Raw genomic sequence first — 26,158 nt, forward strand, 5'->3', positions numbered from 1 at the left:
GAAAATTAGTTATATGTAAATTTTTTGTTAACTTATGTAAATATAAGTTATAATTTGTATAACTGTGTCCTTTCATATCAATCATAGCGCCCTTTACAAACTAAATATAAAAAAATCAGATTTCTTTTAACGTAAACCTCTTACTTTACATTTCATAACAATATCAACTCTATTTTTAAAAATAAAATGGAAACTTGGTGAACCTTTATGAAAACAATAAAACTAAACGAATCTTCCATTCCAGATTTACTCTCTCTTTGTGAATCAGTCGGGTGGCTACAGCACGAAAGTTTTATGAAAGAACAATTCCATATGTACCTTTCAATTGGCACAATTTTTGGCTATGTACATGAGAATAAACTTATTGCATCTGGAGGGGTGTTTTCATTCGACCCTGGATTTTCTTCTATCGGCATGTTAATCGTACATCCTGATTTTCAAAGACAAGGCATTGGCCGTATCTTGCTAAACAACAGCTTAAAACTAGCTCATTCACCGCTTCCTATTATGCTCATTGCAACAAAAGCTGGTGAACCTTTATATCAATCATATGGATTTCAATCAATAACAACAATTCATCGTTTCGAAAAACAAGCGACTTACATAAATACAAATTCCGTTCCCATAAAACAAATTCAGCAAACTGATCTTCAATCTCTAATTTCTCTTGATCAAACTGCGACTGGTGCACATCGTTCTAAGATTTATTCATCGCTACTATCAAGAGCAACTTACTCATTTAAAATTGAACGGAATAATCAAATAGATGCTTTTGCTTTATGCATACAAAAAGGAAATGTACTATGTATTACTCCACTTATTTCAAAAAAAGAAGCAGACTCTATTCAATTATTAGAAATGATTTGTAAATCGTGGAATGGGACAATACGCATTGATGTTCCGCATTCACAATTCATATTCCGCCAATTTCTGCAAACAGCAAATTTCCATGAAACACTTCTTTCACCTCTTATGATAAAGAATAGTAATCAACTTCCTGGAAACCGTAATATGCTATTTGCTATGATAGATGCAGCGTTATGCTAGAAAGGGGACAACTAATTGAAGCAACTTACCTATCTTATGGCGGGCTGTCTGACTCTTGCATTATTAGTAGGATGTAGTGCCGCAGAAAAGCCCGTGGAACAAGTAAAACAAGTGAAAAATACAATTACTGCGAAATTAACTACAGAAGAAAAAATGATTGAAATAGATGGTCAAACGATTTACTTTAAGCAAATTGGCAGCAAGAAACCACCTTTACTTATGATTCATGGATTCGGTGGATCATCAGATGGATTCCAAAAGATTTATTCTGATTTAGCAAAAGATCATACAATTATTTCTGTGGATGCTTTAGGATTTGGGCGTTCATCTAAACCGATGGACTTTTATTATTCCTTTCCAACTCATGCGAACTTATATTATAAGTTAATGAAAAAACTAGGTTATGAGACATTCGCAATACTCGGTCATTCCATGGGCGGAGAAATTTCTCTTAATTTAACATATTTATATCCTGATGCGGTTACCCATCTTATTTTAACCGACGCTACAGGTGGCCCGCACTCATTAGTAAGTAAACAAGGCTCTCCTAAACCACAATTGTCGACGGATTTAAGTACAGTTTCTTCTGTTGCAGACTATGATGAAAGCAAAGTAAAATTTAAACGTAATGATGAAGAACATTATAACAAAATGAAATTGTGGCCTAGGCGTCTTCAAATCAATGCAAATGAAATAAAACAACCAACTTTAATTATATGGGGAAGAAATGATAGTAGTGTTTCTTGGAAAGAAGGAGAAACTTATCATCAATTCTTAAAAAATAGCACTTTTCATATTATAGAAAAAGGTTACCACGCACCATTTCGTCAAGAACCACAAGAATTTGTAGGGTATGTACAAGATTTCTTTGAGAAAAATCCTATAAGTGCTGAAAAATAAACGGGTATCTCATTTTTGAGATACCCGTTTTCATATATTAAGCAGCTTGCTTTTGGCGTTTTTGAGTTTTTGATCCTAATACTTTCGGTATAACGAAACCATCGATTCCAAGTTTTCCAGCATTCATACCAGAAACAAGAACGAACATTGATAAGATAACCATTTCAGGGTTTACACCAATTGACCCACTAAACAGATAGGAAAAGTTCATTACAAGACCGAAAAAGACCGCTGTTTTTGTTAAACAGCCTACAATTAAACCAATCCCGACTAAAATTTCTCCCCACGTTACAAGTGTATTAAACAGATCTACATTTGGAATTGCAAATTCTTGTAAGAATGATGCCCACCAAGATTGAACCGCCGGTTGTGCTCCCTTAGATTTTTCAATTGCACCTTGTAGATAACCAGTTGCATCGAATCCTTTTCCTTGTAGTTTACCGATTCCAGCCATTAGCCATGTGTAACCAAGATATACTCGGATTATCGCTAATACAAAAGAAACTGCTTTGTTTTCTCTTAAAAATTGAATAACCATATCTTCCTCCTAAAGTTGTAATTAAGTTAGTTACAAATAATATAATAACATTAGTTACTTATTTTTATAATGTTAATTATGAATAATTTGTGACATCCGAATACAACATCCAAAACTAACGTTTATATAGTAACTTTTATTACCTGTAAAAACTTGAACATATCATACCACAGTTGATAATCATTTTCACTGAAAAAATTGTTAAAAAACTGTGTGCTAAATGTAAAACGTGTTCATTCTATATTTGAATAAGTGTATTTTAGATTATTCATACAATCGAAATGTACGGGGCTTTTCATCAATTAATCTTGCTTCTTGAAAAGCATCTTCTAATGTTTTTTTATGATTAATAAGCCCGTAAAATAAGCAAATTGTAAACATAAGTGCTGCATTTCCATCCACATAATCTATCGATCGAATATACGATTTTGCACCATTTTGTAAAAATACTTCTGCTAGTTTTTGTTCTCCTAACGTACAACCACTATTTACAATATGGATATTATGCAATTTTGCATATCTCTTAATTTCTGCTGCACCAAAGTATCCTCTCGGTTCATTTTCGTCATACACATCTTCTCCTAACTCTTCCATTACAAATTCCCCTTCATCACCATGAAAGCAAAAAATAACATAATTGATATCTTTATATAAAGTCTTTCCGGAAAGAACATCGATGAAATCTTTCGGTCTACCGATCCAATATGTCACAACTCTCGCCCCAAAATATTCAAGTGTTGCTCGAATTGATTGCGCTTCCAAATCAGAGTTATAGCCAACTACTAGTGCAATGTTCATTTGACATCCCCCTTCCTATAAATCTATTTGATATATCCCCGTTTCTTCTAAAAAATCATCTCTCGTTAAAACTACTTTTTGTAAATATTGTCTATAAGCTGTAATTGTTCCATCATGCGAAACGATACAAACTTTTTCTGCTTTTAACTGATAGCACCAATGCAGAAACTCACCTACTATTTGTTGAAATTCCTTCTCTCGGATTATATTGATTCCCTCATTCCATAACAGTTCATTTGTACTTTCTTCTAACGAAAAATGTGGAAATAGATTTCTAATTATCTTTCGATCTAACAATTGATCACACGGCAATGTTTTAGCTAATTCACGATAAGGGAAAATGCGTGGGGATATATATGGATGAACGATTTTTTGACAAGCAACATTCGAACTCCACATTGTCGCAGTTTGTAGTGTTCGAAGTGTAGGACTAGTGATTAATATGTCCCTGTCTTGTAATGGTACATCGCACTGAAGCAATTTAGCCTGCTTCTTTCCTACTCCCGTCAACGGCGGATTCACCACTTGCAAACTTAATGGTAAATCCTTTGTATGTTCACCTTCACCATGACGAACAAAGACAAGTTTCATACTCCTCTTCCTCTCAATATAAAATAGTCTCACATATTCCTTCCCTATTTTATTCTTCATTCCTGCTATATGAAAAAGTAATATGTAAAAAATATTTGACATGCATATTTGGAAAACATTACAATTATATATGTCAAATATTTTTTACAAGAAGAGAAGGACCACAAATATGAAATGGATTATCGTCTTTATCGGAATGATCATATAGGGATACATAAATAGCTTTTTTAATAGTGATAAAACTGCTAATCCTTGGATTACAGATGATGAACGTGAAGCAAAAATTAAGCAAAAAGCAATTATCGCAAGCTGGTCCGGTGTTTTCATTTTTTGCATCATTAATCTCTTAAACAAATGGTTAGATTTAGGAGCGAGCGAAAAATCCCCTTACTTGCCAGACCCTTTCGGGGCTATTTTAAAAGAAAATGTAGAGTTACAAGTTTTACTTATGCTATTTATTACGTATGGAATATTTTACTTATATTACCGAAGAAAACTAAGTGCTTAACTTTTATCTCATGATTTTCCTCCTAAATGGTTATAGTAATTAGGACGAAATGAAAAAAGGAGAGATATAAAAATGAGTAACTCAAATGACTTTTTAGATACATTGCATGAAAAGCAAGCAAAAGATGAACAAAATAGAAAACATCAAGGGAATGGAAACCCTGCGAAAAAAAAGCCAAATAAGACGCATAAATAACATTGAAAATCCTGCCTGAAAATTATATTTCAGGCAGGATTTTTTACTCGTCTTTCACCGAAATGACATCTTCCCAATTCCATTTCTCATAATACCACTCTGGTACATCTATATTTTCAATCCACTTCTTTTCATATTTCCCATCGCTATAAGCAAGCCATACATCAGCTTTCTTACGATTTGAACGTATCCACATTAATTGGTTGCTCTTCTTTATAAAGATAGGATTATAATCACCTTGATTATAAGGTGGCTTTGTGATTTGATGTTGTTCATCGCTTGTACTATTTATCTCATATAAAGTTGGTAGTGGCCTTTTTTCCGGATGTATCGATAGTTCTGCTTCCTTTGCCCTTGAAACGATAATTACTTTATCGTTCTTCCATGTGAAGTCCCAATCAACATATCCTTTTGGAGTAAATGTATTTTGCTGTAGGGCTGGTAATTCTTTTACTTTTAAATGTTTATTCTCTAATGCAACTCTTCCGCTACCTTCAATATACGCCAATATATTTTTTGATGGCGACCATTGAAACCATTGTGTATTTAACAACATTTGATTTATTTTTTCAAAACGACTGCCGTCCGCTCGAATTAAACAAAGTGTATTACTATCCGCTGACAAAGAAGCTGTTGGTACTGCTAAGAACGAAATCCACTTTTGATCTGGTGACCACTTAAATCCACTTGCAACTAATGCTAAAAAGTCATCATGCTCATTCGGTAGTGCATATAAATGTTTCATCTTATGAGGATTCATATTTGCATCCTTTTCCGTTTCATATAGCTGAGCTCCTGTCCATCCTGTTGGAAGCAAATACGCTTCAGATGATACAAGAAACCTCTTACCATCAGGATACCATGCATAGTCACCTACACCAGCTGATACATTTTCAAAATCTGCTTTCTTTTTTTCAGCATCAAACGTATTTAATGTACATGCAAATACAAATGCAATTACATTCTCTATTGGTGACCATTGATAATTCGATGCTTCTGATTGAAACGGTGTAACTTTCTTTCCATCTTTCAACCGATACAGTTCAAGATGATTTCGCTTCTTTCCTTTTGCATATGCAAGCCATCCTCCATCATATGACCATTTCGGCCCTGTTATGTACTCTCCTTTTGTAATCTGCTTTTCTTTTTCACCGACTTTAATCCAAAGATCATGATTACGAATAAAAGCAACTTTTACTCCATTATTTTCTGCGCTAGTAATAGAAATTGTACAGAAAAAAAGAAACAAAATCACGCTGCCACTTACTATAAACTTTTTCATATAACACCCCTATTTTTCCCTATAGCATCCCTCACATTCCGCTTGCTATATGCATGTTGTAGCCATTCGACATAATCCTCAAAAATTTCCCAAGAAATTTTCAATTCAAAGAAGATTGGTATGAATTATGTCGAATGTATAGTTTAGCCAACACCCGTCTTTATAATTAACGATAGAAATATAATATTTATTTCCTGAAAATTAGAACTTTTATTAGTGGGAGTTTCATTGTTGCAACTGATGCAACTGGAAATACATCTAATTTAAACGTTGATTTAGAAGTAAAGTAATAAAATTATTGTTGACAAGCTTTTAAATATAGTTTTATAATACAAAACATAGTTTAGTTGAACGAATTATATATCGGCTTTGAAGGAATACTAGTAGCGACTTATATCCCTGTCTCAGAGAACTGATGGTTGGTGCAAATCAGTACATATACAAGCGTGAATTACAATTCTGGAGCTTCTTTCCCGTAATGCTTTTTATGCATGAAGAGAAAGACGGATCTTTCCGTTATCTTAAAGTAAGTGGTAAACAATTAGTTGTTTACAAATAGGGTGGTACCGCGATTTTTATCGTCCCTATCGGATATTCCGATAGGGACTTTTTTGCGTCCTTCCCTTTTAAATAACTTCATATATACGCGTTGAAAGAATCGCAGTAGTATCTTGTATCCCTGTTTCAGAGAGCTAATGGTCGGTGGAAATTAGCACATATATAAGTACGAATTACAATTCTGGAGCTTCTTTTTCGTAGTGCTTTTATGCATGAAGGAAAAGACGGAGTTTTTCCGTTATCATTAGTTGAGATGTAAGTATATTTTCACTTACAAATAGGGTGGTACCGCGATTCTTTCGCCCCTATCGGATGTTCCGATAGGGGCTTTTTCTATTTCTCACACAAACAGTTGTTAAATAATTCCGAATCTTATGATAAAATTCTATAAGCGCTTACAATTTTGAAAGGAGGTGGTACAAGCTATACGAACCGGTATTCATTTTTATAGAAAAAAAGGAGGATGTCTAAATGACAAAGAAAACAAAAATTCCATCACATTTAAAACCATTCGTATCCACACAGCATTATGATCAATACACGCCGGTGAATCACGCTGTTTGGCGTTACATTATGAAACAAAACCATAACTTCTTAAAAGATGTTGCTCATCCAGCATACGTTAATGGACTACAATCATCTGGTATTAATATAGATGCGATTCCAAAAGTAGAAGAAATGAATGACTGTTTAGCACCAAGCGGCTGGGGCGCCGTAACGATTGACGGACTTATTCCCGGCGTCGCATTCTTTGACTTTCAGGGGCACGGATTACTACCAATCGCAACAGATATTCGTAAAGTAGAAAATATCGAGTATACACCAGCTCCTGATATCGTTCATGAAGCAGCAGGACACGCACCGATTTTACTTGATCCTACATATGCAAAATATGTGAAACGATTTGGACAAATTGGAGCGAAAGCTTTCTCCACCAAAGAAGAACATGAAGCTTTCGAAGCTGTTCGTACATTAACGATTGTAAAAGAAAGCCCGACTTCTACACCTGAAGAAGTTGCAGCTGCTGAAAATGCTGTAATCGAAAAACAAAACTTAGTTTCTGGTTTATCAGAAGCAGAACAAATTTCACGTCTATTCTGGTGGACAGTGGAATATGGCTTAATCGGTAATATAGATGACCCGAAAATTTACGGTGCTGGTCTCCTTTCCTCTGTCGGTGAAAGTAAGCATTGTTTAACAGATGCTGTAAAGAAAGTCCCATTCTCAATTGAAGCTTGTACAGGTACAACTTATGACGTAACAAAAATGCAGCCACAGCTATTTGTTTGCAAATCATTTGAAGAGTTGACTGAGGCACTTGAGAAGTTCTCTGAAACGATGGCATTTAAAACAGGTGGCACAGAAGGATTAGAAAAAGCAATCCGCTCCGAAAACCATGCTACAACTGAGCTAAGTAGCGGATTACAAATTACAGGTACATTTACAGAGACAATTAAAAATGATACTGGTGAAGTCATTTATATGAGAACAAATACACCAACTGCATTAGCAATTCATAATAAACAGTTAGCAAATCATTCTATATCTGTGCATAGCGATGGATTCGGGACACCAATCGGCTTACTAGATGGAGATATTGCATTAGAAAATTGTACAGAAGAACAATTACAATCATTATGCATTACAATTGGAAATAGTGCAGAGTTTACTTTTGCAAGTGGTATTCATGTAAAAGGAACAGTAACAGACATTGTAAAGAATGATAAAAAGATTGCTCTTATCTCCTTTATAGATTGTACAGTTACTCATAAAGATCGCTTATTATTTGATCCTTCATGGGGAGCATTTGATATGGCTGTCGGCTCACAAATCACTTCTGTATTCCCAGGAGCGGCAGATGCAGCTGCATTTTTCCCAATAGATGAAGAAGTACAAGAAACTCCTGATCCGCTTGTACTGATTGAGCTTGAACGTATGTATCAAACGGTTCGTGATATTCGAGGTGAAGGTACTTTACACGACGCGCATGTCGAGCAATTAGTAGCAATCCAAGAAGTATTAAATAAATTTTATCCGAAAGAATGGTTGCTTCGTCTTGAAATTTTAGAATTGCTTTTAGAACATAACAAAGGTCATGAAGCATCAGCAGCATTATTACAACAACTTTCTACCTTCACAACTGACGAAGCTGTAACGCGTCTTATTAACAATGGTCTTGCACTACTACAGATAAAGGATGTGAAAAATGATGCTACGATTAACTAATGAAGAAGTACAAGAGGAATTAGCAAAGCTGGATAAATGGACAGTGAAAGATGAAAAATGGATCGAAAGAAAATATATGTTTTCCGACTACTTAAAAGGAGTCGAATTTGTCTCTGAAGCCGCCAAACTATCAGAAGAACATAATCACCATCCATTTATCCTTATCCAGTATAAAGCAGTCATTATTACTTTGTCATCATGGAATGCAAAAGGTTTAACGAAACTAGATTTTGAGCTTGCGAAGCAATTTGATGAATTATTTTTACAAAACGAAAAAGCAATTATAAGAAAGTAAAAAAGAGAAGCCGTTTTTAGGCTTCTCCTTTTATTTTGAAATGTATACAATGTCCAAATGGGTCCTCAACTTGTAATATTCCATCTTTGTACGTAGCAATCTTGCCAATATTTTTTAAGCTTTCACATACTTGTTCTTTTTGTTTTTCATCCGCTAGTACAATTGTGAAATATTTCAAGCCAACGGAATTTGGCATTTGCGGTGGTATCCCTTCACCTTGCCATGTATTTAAACCAATATGGTGATGATAACCACCTGCGGATACGAACAACGCTCCATTACGAGCTGGGATGGTTACTTCAAAACCAAGACCATCAACATAGAAACGTTTCGCTTCTTCCAAATCAGCTACATGGAAATGAATATGCCCCATCACAGTACCAGCTGGAAAGCCATTCCATGTACTTCCTTGCTGTAATAATTCTTCACCGGCTAACGGGTTACTAACAAATGGTAGCTCTCCATTTTCATCACGCCAAACTTCTTTTTGGCGATCATGATAAATTTCAATCCCGTTTCCATCTGGATCAGCTAAATAAAGAGCTTCACTAAAGTAATGATCGGCTCCGCCGTGCAGTGGATATACCATCTCTACAAGATGACGAAGAACATTCGCTAAATCCTGTCTGCTTGGTAATAAAATTGCGTAATGATATAACCCTGTTCTCCCTCTTTGTTTCGGAAAAGCTTCTTTCTTTTCTTCAATGATAAGGAGTGGTTCGTCATTTTCATTCCCAAATGTAACGACTGTTTCATCTTCTTTTAACACTTTCATGCTTAGTACTTCCGTATAAAACTCTAGTGATTTCTTTATATTTGATACGTATAAATGAACAATATCAAGTGTTGTATCGGGATGAAGTTGAAAACCCATCTTGTTAGCCCCCCATGTAAATTAAGCTTTTTTAAACACTTTTTCTTTTAAGAAATTATCTATAAAACCGTCTGCTTTTGCAACAAATAAGTACGCACCCATCGCTAACAATGCAAGTTCTAATTCGAAGCCAGGATTTTTTCCATCTCCTAATAAACCAGCTGACCATTTCACTTTTACAATTGCTCCAACCATAACAAGTGCAAATAATAATCCAATATATCTTACACCTAAACCTAGAATTAACAATAGACCACCAACTAATTCCACTGTTGCTACACCGTATGCAAGTCCTCCTGGTAAACCAATGCTTGTGAACCACCCTGCAATATTGTCAATTCCTGATTGGAATTTTGTTAAACCGTGCATAAAGAACGTTAGCCCTAACACGATACGAATAATTAAGTTACCGATATGTTGATTCATTTCTTTCTCTCCTTTATAGTTTTCTTATACAGAACTTTTATTTACATTACAAAACATACACTAATTTTTTTTATTCGTCAATTCATTTTCAGTGGGAAAAAATATATTTTTTTTGCTATGATACAAATAGTTGTTTACAAAAAGGAGCTTGATTTTTATGAACATTGGTTCTGCAATACGTGAAATTCGTCAACGTAGAGGGATAACAATCGCACAAATTTGTGAAGGAACAGGTCTTTCTAAAGGCTTTATGAGTCAGGTTGAAAATAATAAAACATCACCATCTATCTCAACTTTAGAAACGATCTCCAATTTTTTAAACGTTCCCCTTCCCTATTTATTATTAGAACAAAAAGATCGGTTGAAAATTGTAAAAAAAGAAGAACGTAAATACAGTGTATACGGAAAAGATGAACAAAGAATTGAACATGTTGCGGAGCAAGGTGGTCTTCGCCTATCTCTAGTAGAAATTCCTACCGGGTTTCCGAAAGAAAACTCACCAAATGCTCATGAAGGAGAAGAATGTCACCTTGTATTACGTGGAAAACTAGAAGTTCAACATGGGGAAGATATTGCAATTGTAGAAGAAGGTGATTCTTTCTCCTGGAATGCATGTGTTCCTCATATTGTTCGTAATGTAGGTGAAGAAACTGCATTATTACTTATCTCTAGTCATGCGGAAAATCGAAAACGTGTTTACTAAATAATAAAAAAGAAGCCTGTTTCAAACAGGCTTCTTTTTTATTCCCGTATAATTCCATAACTTGTCCCAACTAGTACCGTCTTTTCATGTTGGTTACGATAAACTGACTCTATTGAAACTTTTTTATACCCTTCCATTTGTTCAATATTTGTTAAAGTTAATTCACAAGTAATCGTATCCCCTGTAAAAACTGGTCTAATAAACTCACTTACTAATTCCCTTGCTATGTAATGTAACTCTTCGCCTACTTTCGTCCCAATGCTAGCAGTCAATAAACCATGAACCATTAATCGTCCATTCTCATCATATTCCATATGATGTCTACCTTTATCGCCTGTAATATTTGCAAATTCAAAAACTTCTTCCTCGGTAAACTTTCTTTCGTATTTAAATACATCCCCAACTTTTATACTCATTTTTATCCCCCTAATAATAACTGAATTTTCTTTCATTTTACCATAAAATGAGCCTCAATTCATTTTCTATTATGAAAAGAATCAGAATTACTTAACTATGATTTTTCTTTACTTTCCGCTCATTTATCGATGGCCATCCCTTTTTGCAACTTGGTATCCGTAGTACGCACATGTTCCATTTCTTGATAACTCTCTTACTTCAAAACCACAACTTCTATAAAAATCGAAATTGTTAGCAGATGTATGCGCAAACCAATCGCCATGCGGAAGCTTTTGCAAACAAAGAGCCACAAGTTTCTTACCTAATCCTTTTCCTCTATACTCACATTTCACAACTAAATTTACTATGTTAGCAACCATGATTTGATCAGAAATCACTCTAACCATCGCGACCATCTCTTCTTCATCCCAAATTGTGAAAGCCCATGTTGAATTTTCAAATGCAATCGTAAACTTTTCAATTTGCCAAGAAGGGATATTATCATTACTCCAGCCAGCATCTTCAAATAATGTCTTAATCGCATATGCTGGCACTCCATTCGTTCCTTCACGAATAATTAGTCCATTATGATAAATATACATTTAATCCCTCCTTTTATTTTTATATACCATTCTTCAAAAGATACTTATTACCTTTAAAAAAATGAGTTTTTCATCCAACTCTCTTAATAGAATAAACTAGGACATCAATTCCATGAAATGCAGTTGTTTTTTCATAGCTAAGCCCTGTTTTTCTGGCGACAAATATTGAAGCTGGGTGGTTCGGATTAATAAGTGAAATTAATTTATTCATTTGTAACGCTTGAAAACCATAGTCTCGAAATGCTGCCGCTGCCTCTTTCGCATACCCTTTTCTCCAATACTTAGGAAGTAGCCAATAGCCAATCTCAATTTCCTCTTTTCCATCTACTTTCTGCTGGACAAGCCCTGCATGACCAATTCGTATGCCCGTTTCCTTTTCAATCATTACAAATAAACCGAGACCATTTTTATAATTCGGAAGTACCCACTCCTCCAAACTTTTTTTACATTGCATGTATGTTTTTAACGTTCCATTTCCAATATAACGCATTACCTTCTCATTCCCCCATAACGAAGCATAGAACTCTAAATCCTCCATTGTATATTTGCGAAATTGTAGACGATCTGTATGGAACACTATTTTATTCACTCCCATCATTTTGAACCTCATTACATAACAACATATCTCAAATTACGTAAGTGTTGAATGCTTTGTATTAAGAAAATCCCTAAAAAGAAAGAAGATTCAGTCTTATTAAGTTGTATTATATCAAAAAAAAAGCAGTAGACAAAAGAGTGTCTACTGCATCCATATCATAACTAGTATAAAGAAAACTACAACTGAGGGGGTGTAGGCTTTCGAAATATACTAGATACTTATCCCGTTCTAACGGGCGGTAAACTTACCAATTTTTCAAGTGGAAAGTTTACCGCCCATAAGAACTTTTGCGGTCATTAAGAAAGCACCGTTAAGTATTCAAATACACGTTGAGCTTTTTCTCCACCCATTCGTGCATGTTGAAGCAACGAGATGCCATGCGGGCCAGGTGCAGATAATGCTTCTGGCTGTACTACTAAAATAGCTTGTACAACGTCTAACTCTCCAAGCATGGCTGCTGCAAAAATATCCATCCGAGCTCCCTTTTCCAGTAAATAAAGAGCAATATCTTTACGCCCTACATGGGCCGCTGCTCCTAATGCACTTTCCCAATCTGAGCCGCCCCAATTATAAGAAGCATGCAGTAAGCTAGGTGATTCGGCCAAAATCTCCTGTACTCTTTCTAGATCTCCATGAGCTGCCATAACAAATTCTCTTACTAATTCAGTGGTAATACGTTTCTCTGTTTGCATCTCTCTGCTCCTTTTTCACAAATTCGTTTCGGTGTAAAAAATGGCTTGTCGTTTCCTTGAAAAATATCTACTTCTATGCCAAATACATGTTGAAACATTTGATGACATAACACTTCTTCTGGTACACCATCATACTGAATCTTTCCTCGCTTTAATACGAGTAAACGATCACTGTAAACAGCGTAACAGATTTTTTCATTCCTTCACCTCTAATTGATAATGATAATCATTAATTACTATTCTACTTTAATTGACAAGGATTATCATTGTCAATATGAAACGCATACAGTTTCTACAAAAACAAAAAAACGCTACAAAAAGAGTTCTTCTTTTCGTAGCGCCTCATTTAACAATTCTCTTCATATTCGCTCTCCTCTAATTGATCACGCATCGCTTTAACACGCTTAAAGAAGAGGAATGACAAACTTAAAAATAATATGATACTCCCCATCATAACAAAAGTTTGTACCGTCTCTTTTGCTCCATTCGGAATTAATAAACCAACCATCAAAAATGTACTTACTGCAAGAAGCACTTGTCCGAATCGAATATAATCTGCTATTTTTTGTTGTAATTCTTTCATTTATTTATCACTCCCCTCCTCACTGTATCATATTCTATAAAACTTAAAGACAAGTAAATAGAGCCAATCTGGGAGATGTTTTCCAAAGAAAAAGAGCCGCTTAAATGCGACTCTTTCATATCTATTACAGGCCTTTATATGCCTCCATATAAATTTCTTTCAGTTCTGAAATAAGCGGTAATTTTGGATTAGCTGTTGTACATTGGTCTTCAAAAGCTCTTTCTGCTAACACTCCGACAACCTCTTCAAATTGTTCTTTAGCAACTCCTTGCCCTGCAATGCTCATATTAATATTCAAGCTTTTTCCAAGCGCAATAATTGCTTGAACGAGTGATTCCACACCTTCTGCTGTTGAGCTTGCTGGAAGTCCGAGCATTCTCGCAATATGTGCATAGCGTTCATCCGCTACAAAGTGCTCATATTTTGGGAACAATGCGTGTTTTCTTGGCTTAATAGCATTATAGCGGACTACGTGCGGCATAAGAATTGCATTTGCACGCCCATGTGGAATATGGAATTCTGGTCCAAGTTTATGTGCTAAACTGTGATTAATACCTAGGAATGCATTTGCAAATGCCATACCTGCGATTGCGGAAGCATTATGCATTTTTTCTCGAGCTTCTTCATCATTTCCATCTTTATATGCTCTCGGTAAATATTTAAATACGAGATCAATTGCTTTTAATGCTAAACCATCTGTATAGTCATTTGCCATAACAGACACATACGCTTCAATTGCATGTGTTAATACGTCCATGCCAGTATCTGCTGTTACATGAGGTGGTACTGTCATTACAAATTGTGGATCAACAATCGCTACATCTGGTGTTAATTCATAATCTGCGAGCGGATACTTTATATTATTTTTCTTATCTGTAATAACCGCAAATGGCGTCACTTCTGACCCTGTTCCTGATGTTGTTGGAATTGCAACAAACTGCGCTTTATTTCCTAATTTCGGATATTTACATGTGCGTTTTCGTATATCTAAAAACTTCTGTTTAATTCCATAGAATGTTGTTTCTGGGTGCTCATAGAATAGCCACATCCCTTTTGCTGCATCCATAGCTGAACCACCACCAAGTGCGATAATTACATCTGGTTTAAAGCTTTTCATCATGTCCGCACCTTTAAAAACAGTTTCATCTGATGGATCTGGCTCGACTTCAAAGAAAACTTCAACTTTCACATCATTTACATGTTTACGTAAATAGTGTGTAACTGTATCTACATAACCATGCTCCACCATTCCTGGATCCGTTACAATAAATGCACGTGAAATATTAGGCATGTTTTCCAAATATGCTGTCGCATGTTTTTCAAAATAAATTTTTGGTGGTAATTTGAACCATTGCATATTCTTTTTTCTATTTGCCAGCCTTTTTATATTTAATAAATGAGTCGCCGTTACGTTTTGGGAAACTGAGTTTTTCCCGTAAGAACCACAACCAAGCGTAAGTGATGGAATAAATCCGTTATATATATCGCCAATTCCCCCTTGTGATGAAGGTGCATTTACGATGAGACGGCAAGCTTTCATGCGTAATCCAAATTGTTTTTGTACTTCTTTATTTGTAGAATGAATGACTGCTGAATGCCCTAAGCCACCAAGGTCTAACATTCCTTCGCAGTATGTTAATCCTTCTTCTAATGAATTTGCTTTTACACAAGCTAATACTGGGCTCAGTTTCTCACGAGATAGTGGATACGCTGCTCCGATACCTTGTATTTCAGCTACAAGCATTTTTGTATTCTCAGGCACAGTAATCCCAACTAATTCGGCAATATACTGCGCTGATTTCCCTACAATATCGCTATTTACTGCACATGTATTTTCATTAATAACAAGCTTTTCTAATTTTCTTCTCTCTTCTTCTGTTACAAAGTAACAATTGTTTGCAATCATTTCTGTTTTAACATCATCATAAATTTCCTTATCTACAATGATAGCTTGTTCTGATGCACAAATCATTCCGTTATCAAACGTTTTCGATAAAATCAAATCATTAACAGCTCGTTTAACATGTGCCGATTTCTCTATATAACATGGTACATTACCAGGGCCTACGCCTAACGCTGGTTTGCCAGTAGAATAAGCTGATTTCACCATACCAGCTCCTCCAGTTGCTAGAACGAGTGCAACACCTTCATGGTTCATTAATTGTTTCGTTGCTTCGACAGAAGGTCTTTCAATCCATTGAATACAGTGCTTTGGTGCACCAGCCTTCACTGCTGCATCATATACTGTTTTCGCCGCTGCAATGGAACAATTTTGTGCAGAAGGGTGAAATGCGAAAATAATTGGATTTCTCGTTTTTATTGCGATTAATGCTTTAAACATCGTTGTCGACGTTGGATTAGTTACTGGTGTTACTCCTGCTACTACACCGACAGGTTCCGCAATTTCTATTATTTCTTCATGAGGATCTTCGTGAATAATTCCTACCGTTTTATCTTTCTTTATGCTATGCCAAATATATTCAGTGGCAAAAATATTTTTAATGCATTTGTCTTCATATACACCACGGCCCGTTTCTTCAACAGCCAATTTCGCAAGTGGCATATGTTGATCAACACCTGCTAGTGCCATTTCATGAACAATGTTGTCAATTTGCTCTTGTGTAAAACTATCTAATGCTTGTAAAGCTTTTTGACCGTTCTTCACTAACGTATCAATCATCTCTTTTACCTCTTGCATTTCATTTACAACTTTCTCTTTGACTACCATGTAAATTTCCTCCTATTCTACTATCGTGGTCCTTATATGTCCCTATAGGTCAAAATAAGTCCCTATTATCGTAAAAAAAATAGAGTTGCCTTCTTACATGAATCTCATTATTTGTGAAATATTTCACAAGTTTGTTCGTGAGTAACATTTCATGAATTTAATATACAGGAAATCATTTCATTTGTGTGTGTCTAATTTGTGAAACATTTCACAAATTAGCATAATAAAAATGTACTGCTCTATATGAGCAGTACATTTTTATTATGCTAACGCTTGTGCTAAATCTTCAATTAAATCTTCACCATCTTCAATACCGACAGAAATACGAATTAATGTATCTGTAATTCCTAATTCTTTACGGCGATCAGCTGGAATAGATGCATGTGTCATTTGTGATGGAATAGAAATTAAGCTTTCTACTGCTCCTAAGCTTTCAGCAAGTGTAAAATATTGTAGTTTTTCTAGCACTTTATTTAATGTTTCTTCACTATCTACATCAAATGAGATGATTGCACCAAATCCATTTGCTTGTTCTGTTGCTAATTCGTGATTTGGATGCGATTCAAGACCTGGATAATATACTTTATTTACTTTTGGATGGTTATTTAAAAACTCGGCAATTGCACGTGAATTCGTTTCATGCTCTTCCATACGAATTCCTAGTGTTTTTAAACCACGAAGTAGTAAGAAGCTATCTTGTGGTCCAAGAATGCCTCCTGTTGAGTTTTGTACGAAATGAAGGTCTTCTGCTAATTGTGGGCTATTTACAACAACTAGGCCTGCAACCACATCACTATGCCCACCTAAATATTTTGTTGCACTATGAAGTACAATGTCTGCTCCTAAAGAAATCGGTGACTGCCAATACGGCGTCATGAATGTGTTATCAATAATTGTTAATAAATCTTTCTCTTTTGCAAGAGTGGATATTTTCTTAATATCAGTAATTTTCAGTAACGGATTCGTTGGTGTTTCCACATAAATCGCTTTCGTATTTGGGCGAATTGCTTCTACAACTTCCTCTAGGTTTGTTGTATCTACAAAGGTATGCTCAATGCCGAAACGGTTTAGTACTTTTGTAATAACGCGGTATGTTCCACCGTAAACATCATCTGTTAAAATGACGTGATCTCCTTTTGAGAATAACATAATTGTTGCTGTAATAGCTGCCATCCCTGAACCAAATGCAAATCCAGCATGACCATTTTCTAATACTGCAATCATTTCTTCTAAAGCTGAACGAGTTGGATTACCTGTTCGTGAATATTCATATCCTTGATGCTTACCAACTGCTTCTTGTTTGTACGTACTAGTTTGATAAATCGGTACGTTTACAGATCCAGTTGAAGGTTCTCCTATGCGAATACCATGAATTAACTTTGTCTTTGCTCTCATTTTTTATTCCCATCCTTTGTATATATCTTTACTTAAATAACGCTCACTACTATCTGGAAAAATCGTTACAATATTTGTACCTGGTTTTGCTTTTTCAGCCTCAAGCAAGCTTGCATGGAATGCCGCTCCTGAAGAACTTCCAACGAGAAGACCTTCCTTTTGCGCCAATTCTTTTACACGTAAAAATGCATTTCGATCAGAAATCGTATGAATTTCATCGAAATAAGATGTTTTTAAAAATGGTGGAATAAATTCAAGGCCAATTCCTTCTGTTTCATGTGAACCAGCCTTACCACCATTTAAAATAGATCCTTCTGGTTCTACAATAACCGTTTTAATATCAATGTTTTTCTCTTTTAAATAAGACGCAGTTCCCATAAACGTACCGCCAGTTCCTGCCCCTGCAACAAATATGTTAATCTCTCCATTCAGTGCATCCCAAAGTTCAGGACCTAGTGTTTTGAAATAAGCACGAGGATTTGCTTCATTAGCAAACTGACTTGGAGAGTATGAATTTGGTATTTCCTTTACTAATTCTTTTGCCTTTGCAATTGCGCCGGTCATTCCCTGCTCAGTCGGTGTATGCACGACCGTTGCACCTAACGCTTTCATTAATTCTTGCTTTTCAACACTAAATTTCTCTGGTACACAAACAATGACGCGTAAATCATGTTCTAACGCTGCAAGTGCCAGTCCAATGCCAGTATTTCCAGCCGTCGGTTCAATAATTGTTCCGCCCTGGGTAACAAGCCCTTTTTCTAGTGCATCTTCGATTAATTCCCTTCCTAAACGATCCTTAACGCTTCCGCCTGGGTTGTAAAATTCAAGCTTTGCAAATAAACGGACTCCTTTCGGAAGTGAAAAACGAGTAATTTCTATGAGTGGTGTATGGCCAATCAACTCATGAACGCCACGATATACATTCATCGTGTTCTCCCCCTTATTTGCCAATAAAGAAAAGGCAACTGTATGTATTTTCTTTATATGAGACAGTTGCCTTTTTGTTACATTACTTTAACTCTTCTAGTACTTTTACGATAAAGTTTGTAGAATGAAGAGCTGCTTGATCTAAAAATTGATCAAATGAAACATTTGATTCTTTGCCAGCAATATCAGAAAGTGCACGAATAATAACAAACGGAACTTCATATTGGTGGCATACTTGCGCAACAGCTGCTGCTTCCATTTCTACTGCATAAAGGTCTTCAAATTTATCACGAATTGCTGCAACGCGGTTCGGATCACTCATAAATGAATCACCTGTTGCAATCATACCTTTTACAACTTGAATATTTTCTTCTGCTTGCATACATTTCTCAGCTAATGCAACTAATGCCTCATCAGCTTTAAATCCAGGTGGCATTCCTGGCACTTGACCATATTCGTAGTTAAATGCTGTAACATCTACGTCATGATGACGAACTTCTGTTGAAATAACCACATCTCCAACATTTAAAGAATGATGGAATCCACCAGCTGAACCAGTGTTGATTACTTTTTCAGGTTTATATCTTTCTAATAAAATTGTCGTTGACATCGCTGCATTTACTTTACCAATACCAGACTTTAGCAAGATTACTTCATGTCCTGCCAATAGCCCTTTCGTAAATTCACAACCTGCAACAGTTTCTGTTTCTGCTTGTTCTAGTTTGTCACGTAAAATACGTACTTCTTCTTCCATTGCTCCAATTACAGCAATTCTCAATCTAATCCCTCTTTCTATTGCTTAGTTGCCTCCATTACCCATACGAAATGATTTAATCTCGTAAACGTTACATGGAAGCCATTGTTTTCAAAAATAGATTGCATGATAGGAATACGTGTATAGTATTCTGTTTGCAAATCGTTTGCTAACTGATTAAAACCTCTTTGTTTTGCTGTTTCAACAGTTTTATCATATGCATCTTGATCTGCAAATATTGTATCAGCAAACACTATTTTACCACCTTTGTTTAGCAATTGACTATACTTCGCAATTGCTACGTCTTTTTCTTCATCTGTTAAATGATGAAATGCATAGGTGCTCACAATAGTATCAATTGAATTTGGGACTTCAAATGAAAGAAAGTCACCCTCTGTAATTGAAAACTCTTTTGGTAATTTCTCTTTTGCAATAGTACGCATTTCGCGTGACGGTTCTATACCGTAAACTGTGCGACCAGCAAGTAATAATTTATTTGTTAAATTGCCAGTACCAACACCGAATTCTAATACGTTGCCAAATGACTTGTTAACTACATCCTCTAAAATGTCCTCATAATGGGCGAAAACTTCTTTATATTGTATATCTTCGCCTTGTACAAATGAGTCGTACGTATGAGCCCATTCATCAAATAAACCATTAAATTCTATGCCCATAAAAATTCCCCTTTTTCTTATCGGTTTTATCAGTATGATATTCCCTCTTTCTAAAAATGTCAATTGAAATGCACATAGTATTTCCTTCTTTTCTTTGTTACACTATAGGTGATTACATAGGAGAGGGGTCGTCTTCGTGTCATTTACCTTTGAAATGTTAGAAGATAAAGTAGAGTTTTTTGAAGCGGCGGACTTAGCTTCTTTAGAAAAAAAAATTAGTGAGCAAATTGATAATAATAAAGCACTTATGCTCGAAGTACATCATATCTCGCATCAAATGATTATGGATTCTGAAAGCAAAAGACCTTATTATAGTGCGGTTGTTCATTTTAAATTAAAGAAATTACGCTAACTAAAAAAGAGAAGCTCCTAAGAGCCTCTCTTTTTTAGTTTAGAGTTTGAACAAGTACTGGTTTCCAGCCCTCATTATCTACCCAATCAATGTTTACATAATATTTTTTACCTGATTGCTTATCTTGTACGTTACCGTAGGCTTTATTCTTACCGTTATTTCCGATTCTATGAATAACTAATTGCTCTACTGGAACATCAATTGCAGCGGAAATCGCTTGATTCATCTCATTCCAATCTGCTGTACCTTTTTTAAACGTCATCGCAGGTGTTGCACCTTGTTCTGTACCTACTGGCTTCCAAGAAGGTTTCGTATAAGCATCTGTTGCCTTTGGCTGTGTTTTTTCAGCTGATACTTTCTCATTAGCTTTTGCTTCTTCTTCAGCTTTTTTCTTTTCTTCTTCAGCCTTTTGCTTCTTTTCTTCTTCAGCCTTTTGCTTCTCTTCTTCTTTTTTCTTAGCCTCTGCTTTTTCTTGCTCGTTCTTCTTCGTCTCTTCTTTACCTTTAGCTTTCTCAGCTTTATTCTCTTTTGTTGTTTGCTGAGCTACTTTTTTATCACTAGGAGACGCTTGCTCTTTTGTATCAGGAACAAACAATTGATATGCTACTATAGCTACTGCTACTAATACAATAGCAATCGCAATATTTAAAACACCGTTTTGACGACGTTTTTGTTGTTTCTGTTGAAATCTAGATCCTCCTGCCATTCTTCAAACCTCCATGCAGTTTTTCATACTTGCTATTGTAACATTAAATCTAGAAAGGTTGAACATTTACAATAATATTTTCACGAAATGAAAACATTTCATAAATAATTGCAAGATTACTTTTCATTTTCTAATTGATGAATTGCTTCTACCAGTTCTGTAAAAACTGGTGTAACTACATTTACGTTACTATCTGTTTCTATATCAACTACAACTAAAGCATATCTTGGGTTTTCATATGGAAAATAACCTGCAAACCAGCGATTCACCTTCGTTCCTTTTCCTGTTTGTGCCGTCCCAGATTTTCCAGCGACACTTAGTGGTAACGAACGAAATGCCGTTCCTGTTCCCTTCTCCATCGTTACAACGCCTCTTAATAACTCTTGTAGTTTTTTCACCGTTTCATAAGAAAGTTGTTTCCCATTTAATTTATGGTTTTCAAATGTAAAAAAGTCGGTTCCATTTTTATACACTATTTTTTTCACAGCTTTCACTTCCAGCTTCTCTCCATCTCTAGCAATTGTCGCCATCATATTCGCTATAGCTAGAGGTGACACGCGTACATCTTTTTGTCCGACCATCGTTTGGGCAATCGCTTTTCTACTATCTTTATTTTCTTCGCTTCCCCAAATAATAGCACTCTTTTCTTCTGGCAATTGCTCAAATTCCGGTGTATGAAATACGGAACCTTTCCACCCTACCTTCTGACTTGCTCCTAAGGCCTCTAAGTACGTTTCTAAAACTTCACTATCCTTTTGCATTAGTTCGTTACCTAATGCGGCAAACGTCCGATTACAGCTTCTAGCAAAGCTTTCCTTAAAATTTAATGACCCCATCATAACTTGTGGCAGATTTTCATCGTATAAATCCGTATTACAGTTAAATGCACGATTAAACCGCACCAAATTCTCATCAATTACTGCTGCTGCAACCACTGTTTTAAAAACAGACCCCGGAAAATGAGGAGTTAACATTTGATTTTCAAGTGTAGCTTTATATACACTCCTATCACTCATCTGTAAAGATGGCTTACTTACCATTGCTAAAACTTCACTATTCTTTATGTCTAGTAATACTAACCCACCTTTTTTTATTCCGTTTTCATCGATAATCTTTTCTGCCTGGCGTTGCAACGTTTTATGTATTGTCGTTTGAATAGTAACTGGATAAAATGGATTTCCTGGTGAAGTATATTTCGCCTGTTTCCCGAAAATCGGTTCTCCTTGTCGATCCACTTGATATAGTACTTTCGCCTCTCCATCAGTTAGTAAAAATTCATCAAATGATTGCTGCAATCCGGAAATACCAATTGGCGTTTGTTTCGAAAGTTTTTTCATTTCTCCATAACGCTTTTGAAATTCCTGTTCATTCTCTCCCACATCACCTATTAAATGATTTGCCTCTCCCGTTTGCTTCAATCGAACTTCTGCTGCTACAATACCTAAAATATCTAAGCGATTTACCTTCTCCATCTGCTCGACCGTTAATTGAAATGGGATATTCCCCCTTCGTAATATAAATGCTTCATTCTTATTTTTTATTTGCAGTCTTATCTCTTGTCTCGACACACCAATGATATGCGCAATTTTCTCTAACATGTCATTTTTTATTTGTAAAAATGGGAAAATAATTAAAACTGGATATTTCTCTTCACCAATTTCCTTACCATTTCGATCTATAAAATGACCTCTTCCATTATCTACTGTAAGTGATTGTGTGCGCTGCGTAACACTTTTTTCAATCAAATTAATATTTCGGTCAGTAAACGATTCTGTATCTATAATCTGTATTTGGATTAAACGACAAAGTAATAAAAAAATCATACCCATAAAACAAATTAAAACAATTATAATTCTCCGTTTCATTTTCATAAAAAAAACACCTCGTCTATTGTAGTTTAGACGAGGTACTGTTTTATTTATACAAACTGCAAAATTTAAAGCTATATTACCTCAATATACTTAAAGTCCTCAATTATGATATCAAACTATTTAGTAGTTTATTGTCCTTTCCTGTCGAACCGTTTGAAAGTTCTAACAGCTTTTTATTTGTATAAAAAAGTTAAAATAATAAAAAAGATTCCCCCAATTGGGAGAATCTTTTTTATTATTTTACAGAGATAATTTCTACTTGCATTTCTCCACCTGGTGTTTGGATTGCTACCTTCTCACCAATTTGCTTACCTAATAAGCTTTTTGCGATTGGAGAATCGTTAGAAATTCTTCCTTCGAATGGATCTGCTTCTGCGCTACCTACGATTGTGTAAGCTTCTTCGTCTCCACCTGGTAACTCTTTAAATGTTACTGTTTTACCTAATGTTACAACTGTAGACTCTTCACCATTGTCTTCAATGATAACCGCATTACGAATCATGTTTTCCAGTTGTGTAATACGTCCTTCTACGAATGCTTGCTCATCTTTCGCTGCATCGTACTCAGAGTTCTCAGAAAGATCTCCGAAGCTACGTGCGATCTTAATACGCTCTACAACCTCTTTACGTCTTACTGTTTTTAATTGCTCAACTTCGTTCTCTAGTTTTTGCTTACCCTCTTGCGTCATAGGGTATGTTTTTTCTGTTGCCATATTTTCCACTCCTTTTATATACCAATCCCCTGAAAAAAGAGGAGTTCCATATGAAAACTCCCCCGCTTTTATGTATAGCGGAGGTTTCTAGTACGCTTGCACTAGCGGAGTTGTCACATACAACCCCTTATTCCCAATTTTTCTTTACATAAAGAAGATATGTATGGAAACTTGATATAAATATGCCCTCACCTATATATAGATGAGGTTGCATGTTTCATTGTATTCGATAGGAAGGGAAAAAATCCCTTCCTATCGAATATCTTTTACTATGCTATTACAAATTTACTTTTTGTTCAAGAATTGTTGCAATTTTTGTCACCATAATATCAATTGCAACGTGGTTTTGTCCACCTTCAGGGATAATAATATCCGCAAATTTCTTAGAAGGCTCAATAAATTGATTGTGCATTGGACGTACAACACTTACGTATTGATCAATAACTGAATCCATCGTACGACCGCGCTCTTCAATATCACGTTGCATGCGGCGCAGAATACGAAGGTCAGCATCTGTATCAACGAATAGCTTAATGTCCATTAACTCACAAAGACGTGGGTCTTCTAAAATAAGAATTCCTTCTAAAATGATTACATCTTTCGGCTCAACTGGAATAATTTCTTCTGAACGCGTATGCAATGTATAGTCATATACAGGCTTATCAATTTGCTCATATGCAAGCAACTGCTGCAAATGTTCAATTAACAGATCATTATCAAACGCAAGCGGATGATCATAATTTGTTTTTAAACGCTCTTCCATTGGTAAATGGCTTTGATCTTTGTAATAATAATCTTGCTCTAAGATTAAAATAGAATGACCTTGAAAATGGTCAAAAATCGCTTTCGTTACACTCGTTTTACCTGATCCTGAGCCACCAGCAATTCCAATTACAACAGGCTTATTCGTCCCCATTCGACTATCACTCTTTCTTATTGAAGTATGCTTTTGCGCATCATATTATTCACATACACTGGTTGATCCACTTTGAATTTCACGATTTGCAACGGATGTCTCGCTGCATCTAATTCGTTTCCATCCTCATCCCAAATTTTCTCCACCGTCTGCGTAAAGTTTTCTATTTCTGGTCCAAAGAACTCCACTTCATGTCCTGGTTTGAAATGATTACGTTGCTCAATCGTTACGATGCCCGTTTCTTCATTATAATCTAACACTAAACCAGCGAAATCATACGTTGTTTTCTTACTATGATTTCCAAACATTTGCTCTTGATGTCCTGGAACCCCTTCAAAGAATGCAGGAGCTGTATCACGATTTGCACATTTATCAAGCTCATCTAGCCATTCTTGTTTAAACTCAAAATTATCCGGATCCGCACAATACGCATCAATTACTTTACGATATACAGTTGCTACAGTCGCTACGTAATGGATAGATTTCATACGTCCTTCAACTTTCAAGCTATCAATTCCAATTTCAATCATTTTCGGAATTGATAAAATTAAATTTAAGTCTTTTGGACTCATCGCAAAATGAGCATCTTCTTCTTGGAATAGAGGAAGCTCTTTTGCATCTTTATGTTGTGATACTGTTTGAACTAAATCATAGTCCCAGCGACAAGATTGACAACAACCACCACGGTTAGAGTCACGCGCTGTCATATGGTTACTTAATGTACATCTTCCTGAATATGCGATACACATTGCACCATGGACGAATGCTTCAATTTCAATATCCACTTTTTCTTTAATTTCTTTCATCTCTTCATAGCTTGCTTCACGAGCTAATACGAGACGATGTAAACCTTCTTCCTTCCAATACTGTGCTGCTTTCCAGTTGGATAGTGATTGTTGTGTACTTAAATGCACCTCAACAGAAGGCGCTACACGTTTACATGTCTCAATAATAAGCGGATCGGCAACGATAATTCCCGTTACGCCAGCTTTTTCAATCCCTTTTAAATATTCCTCTAGCCCGTCCATATTTTCATTATGTGCAAAGATATTTGTAGTTACGTATATTTTTGCTCCATATTTCTTTGCGAACTCAACGCCTTCTGCCATTTCTTCTAGCGTAAAGTTACCTGCATTCGAACGAAGACCAAATTCTTGTCCACCTAAATATACAGCATCTGCCCCATAATGGATAGCTACTTTTAATTTTTCTAAGTTACCCGCAGGGATTAACAGTTCAGGTTTCTTCACAATAACGCGTTTGCCATCGATCACTCGTGAAATTTCTTGTACAGTCATTTCCTACACC

The 26,158-nt window shown here is 35.7% G+C and carries 29 protein-coding genes, 1 pseudogene and 2 other annotated features; of the genes and pseudogenes, 8 read left to right on the top strand and 22 right to left on the bottom strand.

Going from position 1 to position 26,158, the window contains the following annotated elements; all coding sequences use genetic code 11:
* Window positions 1-207 precede the first annotated feature (207 nt).
* Together ACTFQM_RS16710 and ACTFQM_RS16715 are read left to right on the top strand one after the other, a co-directional pair.
* On the top strand, window positions 208-1,047 hold the full coding sequence (locus ACTFQM_RS16710) for a GNAT family N-acetyltransferase (protein WP_002173536.1): 840 nt from the start codon (window positions 208-210) through the stop codon (window positions 1,045-1,047).
* Between the two features lie 36 nt (window positions 1,048-1,083).
* A complete protein-coding gene (locus ACTFQM_RS16715) occupies window positions 1,084-1,947 on the top strand; it encodes an alpha/beta fold hydrolase (protein WP_440035807.1) in 864 nt (287 codons plus the stop codon).
* A gap of 37 nt (window positions 1,948-1,984) precedes the next feature.
* On the opposite strand, the gene ACTFQM_RS16720 is transcribed toward ACTFQM_RS16715, so the two are convergent.
* From ACTFQM_RS16720 to ACTFQM_RS16730, 3 genes are all read right to left on the bottom strand, one after another.
* Window positions 1,985-2,485, bottom strand: a complete 501-nt coding sequence (locus ACTFQM_RS16720; RefSeq protein ID WP_002173538.1) for a DoxX family protein — start codon at window positions 2,483-2,485, stop codon at window positions 1,985-1,987.
* A gap of 264 nt (window positions 2,486-2,749) precedes the next feature.
* Window positions 2,750-3,283, bottom strand: a complete 534-nt coding sequence (locus tag ACTFQM_RS16725) for a delta-aminolevulinic acid dehydratase (RefSeq protein ID WP_440035269.1) — start codon at window positions 3,281-3,283, stop codon at window positions 2,750-2,752.
* Between the two features lie 15 nt (window positions 3,284-3,298).
* Complete coding sequence (locus ACTFQM_RS16730) at window positions 3,299-3,874, bottom strand: phosphoglycerate mutase family protein (RefSeq protein WP_440035271.1); 576 nt, start codon at window positions 3,872-3,874, stop codon at window positions 3,299-3,301.
* Between the two features lie 214 nt (window positions 3,875-4,088).
* Between ACTFQM_RS16730 and ACTFQM_RS16735 the strand changes: the two genes are divergently transcribed.
* Together ACTFQM_RS16735 and ACTFQM_RS16740 are read left to right on the top strand one after the other, a co-directional pair.
* A complete protein-coding gene (locus ACTFQM_RS16735) occupies window positions 4,089-4,382 on the top strand; it encodes a phosphoglycerate mutase (RefSeq protein ID WP_440035810.1) in 294 nt (97 codons plus the stop codon).
* A 72-nt stretch (window positions 4,383-4,454) separates the two neighbouring features.
* On the top strand, window positions 4,455-4,577 hold the full coding sequence (locus tag ACTFQM_RS16740) for a DUF4023 domain-containing protein (protein ID WP_002173541.1): 123 nt from the start codon (window positions 4,455-4,457) through the stop codon (window positions 4,575-4,577).
* 43 nt (window positions 4,578-4,620) lie between these two features.
* Here ACTFQM_RS16740 and ACTFQM_RS16745 read toward each other — a convergent pair whose 3' ends face one another.
* Window positions 4,621-5,859 carry a translocation protein TolB gene (locus ACTFQM_RS16745; RefSeq protein ID WP_440035273.1) on the bottom strand — a complete coding sequence of 413 codons (1,239 nt, stop codon included), beginning with the start codon at window positions 5,857-5,859 and terminating at the stop codon, window positions 4,621-4,623.
* A 360-nt stretch (window positions 5,860-6,219) separates the two neighbouring features.
* Window positions 6,220-6,448 (top strand) — a binding site (T-box leader).
* A gap of 51 nt (window positions 6,449-6,499) precedes the next feature.
* Window positions 6,500-6,727, top strand: a binding site (T-box leader).
* Between the two features lie 161 nt (window positions 6,728-6,888).
* Here ACTFQM_RS16745 and ACTFQM_RS16750 point away from each other — a divergent pair.
* Together ACTFQM_RS16750 and ACTFQM_RS16755 are read left to right on the top strand one after the other, a co-directional pair.
* Window positions 6,889-8,643 (top strand): aromatic amino acid hydroxylase, encoded by a 1,755-nt coding sequence (locus ACTFQM_RS16750; RefSeq protein WP_440035274.1) that lies wholly within the window; start codon window positions 6,889-6,891, stop codon window positions 8,641-8,643.
* Entirely contained in the window at window positions 8,624-8,938 is a 315-nt protein-coding gene (locus ACTFQM_RS16755; protein ID WP_033719209.1) for a 4a-hydroxytetrahydrobiopterin dehydratase, read from the top strand. The genes ACTFQM_RS16750 and ACTFQM_RS16755 overlap by 20 nt, the downstream gene beginning before the upstream one ends.
* A gap of 16 nt (window positions 8,939-8,954) precedes the next feature.
* Here ACTFQM_RS16755 and ACTFQM_RS16760 read toward each other — a convergent pair whose 3' ends face one another.
* Window positions 8,955-9,812: a VOC family protein gene (locus ACTFQM_RS16760; RefSeq protein WP_440035275.1), complete on the bottom strand. Its 858-nt coding sequence runs from the start codon at window positions 9,810-9,812 to the stop codon at window positions 8,955-8,957.
* Window positions 9,813-9,833: 21 nt separating this feature from the next.
* Window positions 9,834-10,238, bottom strand: a complete 405-nt coding sequence (locus ACTFQM_RS16765) for a DoxX family protein (RefSeq protein WP_440035277.1) — start codon at window positions 10,236-10,238, stop codon at window positions 9,834-9,836.
* Between the two features lie 157 nt (window positions 10,239-10,395).
* On the opposite strand from ACTFQM_RS16765, the gene ACTFQM_RS16770 reads away from it, so the two are divergent.
* Window positions 10,396-10,941: a helix-turn-helix domain-containing protein gene (locus tag ACTFQM_RS16770; RefSeq protein WP_048372288.1), complete on the top strand. Its 546-nt coding sequence runs from the start codon at window positions 10,396-10,398 to the stop codon at window positions 10,939-10,941.
* Between the two features lie 38 nt (window positions 10,942-10,979).
* Here the strand turns inward: ACTFQM_RS16770 and ACTFQM_RS16775 are convergent, their stop codons facing one another.
* The 11 genes and pseudogenes from ACTFQM_RS16775 to ACTFQM_RS16825 all read right to left on the bottom strand — a co-directional run bounded on the left by ACTFQM_RS16775 (window position 10,980) and on the right by ACTFQM_RS16825 (window position 20,293).
* Entirely contained in the window at window positions 10,980-11,357 is a 378-nt protein-coding gene (locus ACTFQM_RS16775; RefSeq protein ID WP_002173548.1) for a MaoC/PaaZ C-terminal domain-containing protein, read from the bottom strand.
* A 123-nt stretch (window positions 11,358-11,480) separates the two neighbouring features.
* Entirely contained in the window at window positions 11,481-11,939 is a 459-nt protein-coding gene (locus ACTFQM_RS16780) for a GNAT family N-acetyltransferase (protein WP_002173549.1), read from the bottom strand.
* A gap of 70 nt (window positions 11,940-12,009) precedes the next feature.
* Window positions 12,010-12,537: a GNAT family N-acetyltransferase gene (locus ACTFQM_RS16785; protein WP_440035279.1), complete on the bottom strand. Its 528-nt coding sequence runs from the start codon at window positions 12,535-12,537 to the stop codon at window positions 12,010-12,012.
* Between the two features lie 296 nt (window positions 12,538-12,833).
* Window positions 12,834-13,229, bottom strand: a complete 396-nt coding sequence (locus ACTFQM_RS16790) for an ankyrin repeat domain-containing protein (RefSeq protein ID WP_440035280.1) — start codon at window positions 13,227-13,229, stop codon at window positions 12,834-12,836.
* A pseudogene (locus tag ACTFQM_RS16795) lies at window positions 13,196-13,411 on the bottom strand (ABC transporter ATP-binding protein); the annotation flags it as partial. The gene ACTFQM_RS16790 and the pseudogene ACTFQM_RS16795, both read right to left, overlap by 34 nt.
* Window positions 13,412-13,575: 164 nt before the next feature.
* Window positions 13,576-13,812 carry a YrhC family protein gene (locus ACTFQM_RS16800; RefSeq protein ID WP_098303762.1) on the bottom strand — a complete coding sequence of 79 codons (237 nt, stop codon included), beginning with the start codon at window positions 13,810-13,812 and terminating at the stop codon, window positions 13,576-13,578.
* 124 nt (window positions 13,813-13,936) lie between these two features.
* The gene (gene adhE, locus ACTFQM_RS16805; protein WP_440035281.1) at window positions 13,937-16,540 is read right to left on the bottom strand and encodes a bifunctional acetaldehyde-CoA/alcohol dehydrogenase; all 2,604 of its coding nucleotides are present in this window, start codon (window positions 16,538-16,540) and stop codon (window positions 13,937-13,939) included.
* A 261-nt stretch (window positions 16,541-16,801) separates the two neighbouring features.
* Window positions 16,802-17,935 (bottom strand): bifunctional cystathionine gamma-lyase/homocysteine desulfhydrase, encoded by a 1,134-nt coding sequence (locus tag ACTFQM_RS16810; protein ID WP_002173554.1) that lies wholly within the window; start codon window positions 17,933-17,935, stop codon window positions 16,802-16,804.
* Window positions 17,936-17,938: 3 nt separating this feature from the next.
* Complete coding sequence (locus ACTFQM_RS16815) at window positions 17,939-18,862, bottom strand: O-acetylserine dependent cystathionine beta-synthase (protein WP_440035284.1); 924 nt, start codon at window positions 18,860-18,862, stop codon at window positions 17,939-17,941.
* Between the two features lie 82 nt (window positions 18,863-18,944).
* Complete coding sequence (mtnN, locus tag ACTFQM_RS16820; protein ID WP_002088741.1) at window positions 18,945-19,640, bottom strand: 5'-methylthioadenosine/S-adenosylhomocysteine nucleosidase; 696 nt, start codon at window positions 19,638-19,640, stop codon at window positions 18,945-18,947.
* Window positions 19,641-19,654: 14 nt separating this feature from the next.
* Window positions 19,655-20,293 carry a class I SAM-dependent DNA methyltransferase gene (locus ACTFQM_RS16825; protein WP_440035285.1) on the bottom strand — a complete coding sequence of 213 codons (639 nt, stop codon included), beginning with the start codon at window positions 20,291-20,293 and terminating at the stop codon, window positions 19,655-19,657.
* Window positions 20,294-20,429: 136 nt separating this feature from the next.
* Between ACTFQM_RS16825 and ACTFQM_RS16830 the strand changes: the two genes are divergently transcribed.
* Window positions 20,430-20,645, top strand: a complete 216-nt coding sequence (locus ACTFQM_RS16830) for a YrzA family protein (RefSeq protein WP_002173557.1) — start codon at window positions 20,430-20,432, stop codon at window positions 20,643-20,645.
* Between the two features lie 34 nt (window positions 20,646-20,679).
* Here the strand turns inward: ACTFQM_RS16830 and ACTFQM_RS16835 are convergent, their stop codons facing one another.
* From ACTFQM_RS16835 to ACTFQM_RS16855, 5 genes are all read right to left on the bottom strand, one after another.
* Window positions 20,680-21,351 (bottom strand): YrrS family protein, encoded by a 672-nt coding sequence (locus ACTFQM_RS16835; RefSeq protein WP_440035287.1) that lies wholly within the window; start codon window positions 21,349-21,351, stop codon window positions 20,680-20,682.
* A gap of 116 nt (window positions 21,352-21,467) precedes the next feature.
* Window positions 21,468-23,222 (bottom strand): peptidoglycan D,D-transpeptidase FtsI family protein, encoded by a 1,755-nt coding sequence (locus ACTFQM_RS16840; protein WP_440035288.1) that lies wholly within the window; start codon window positions 23,220-23,222, stop codon window positions 21,468-21,470.
* A gap of 235 nt (window positions 23,223-23,457) precedes the next feature.
* Window positions 23,458-23,934 carry a transcription elongation factor GreA gene (greA, locus tag ACTFQM_RS16845; protein WP_002173560.1) on the bottom strand — a complete coding sequence of 159 codons (477 nt, stop codon included), beginning with the start codon at window positions 23,932-23,934 and terminating at the stop codon, window positions 23,458-23,460.
* A gap of 277 nt (window positions 23,935-24,211) precedes the next feature.
* Complete coding sequence (udk, locus tag ACTFQM_RS16850) at window positions 24,212-24,850, bottom strand: uridine kinase (RefSeq protein WP_002173561.1); 639 nt, start codon at window positions 24,848-24,850, stop codon at window positions 24,212-24,214.
* 17 nt (window positions 24,851-24,867) lie between these two features.
* On the bottom strand, window positions 24,868-26,148 hold the full coding sequence (locus ACTFQM_RS16855; RefSeq protein WP_000217969.1) for a peptidase U32 family protein: 1,281 nt from the start codon (window positions 26,146-26,148) through the stop codon (window positions 24,868-24,870).
* Window positions 26,149-26,158: the final 10 nt, after the last annotated feature.

The sequence above is a fragment of the Bacillus cereus group sp. MYBK30-2 genome (genome assembly GCF_051915945.1).
GTDB lineage: Bacteria > Bacillota > Bacilli > Bacillales > Bacillaceae_G > Bacillus_A > Bacillus_A paramycoides.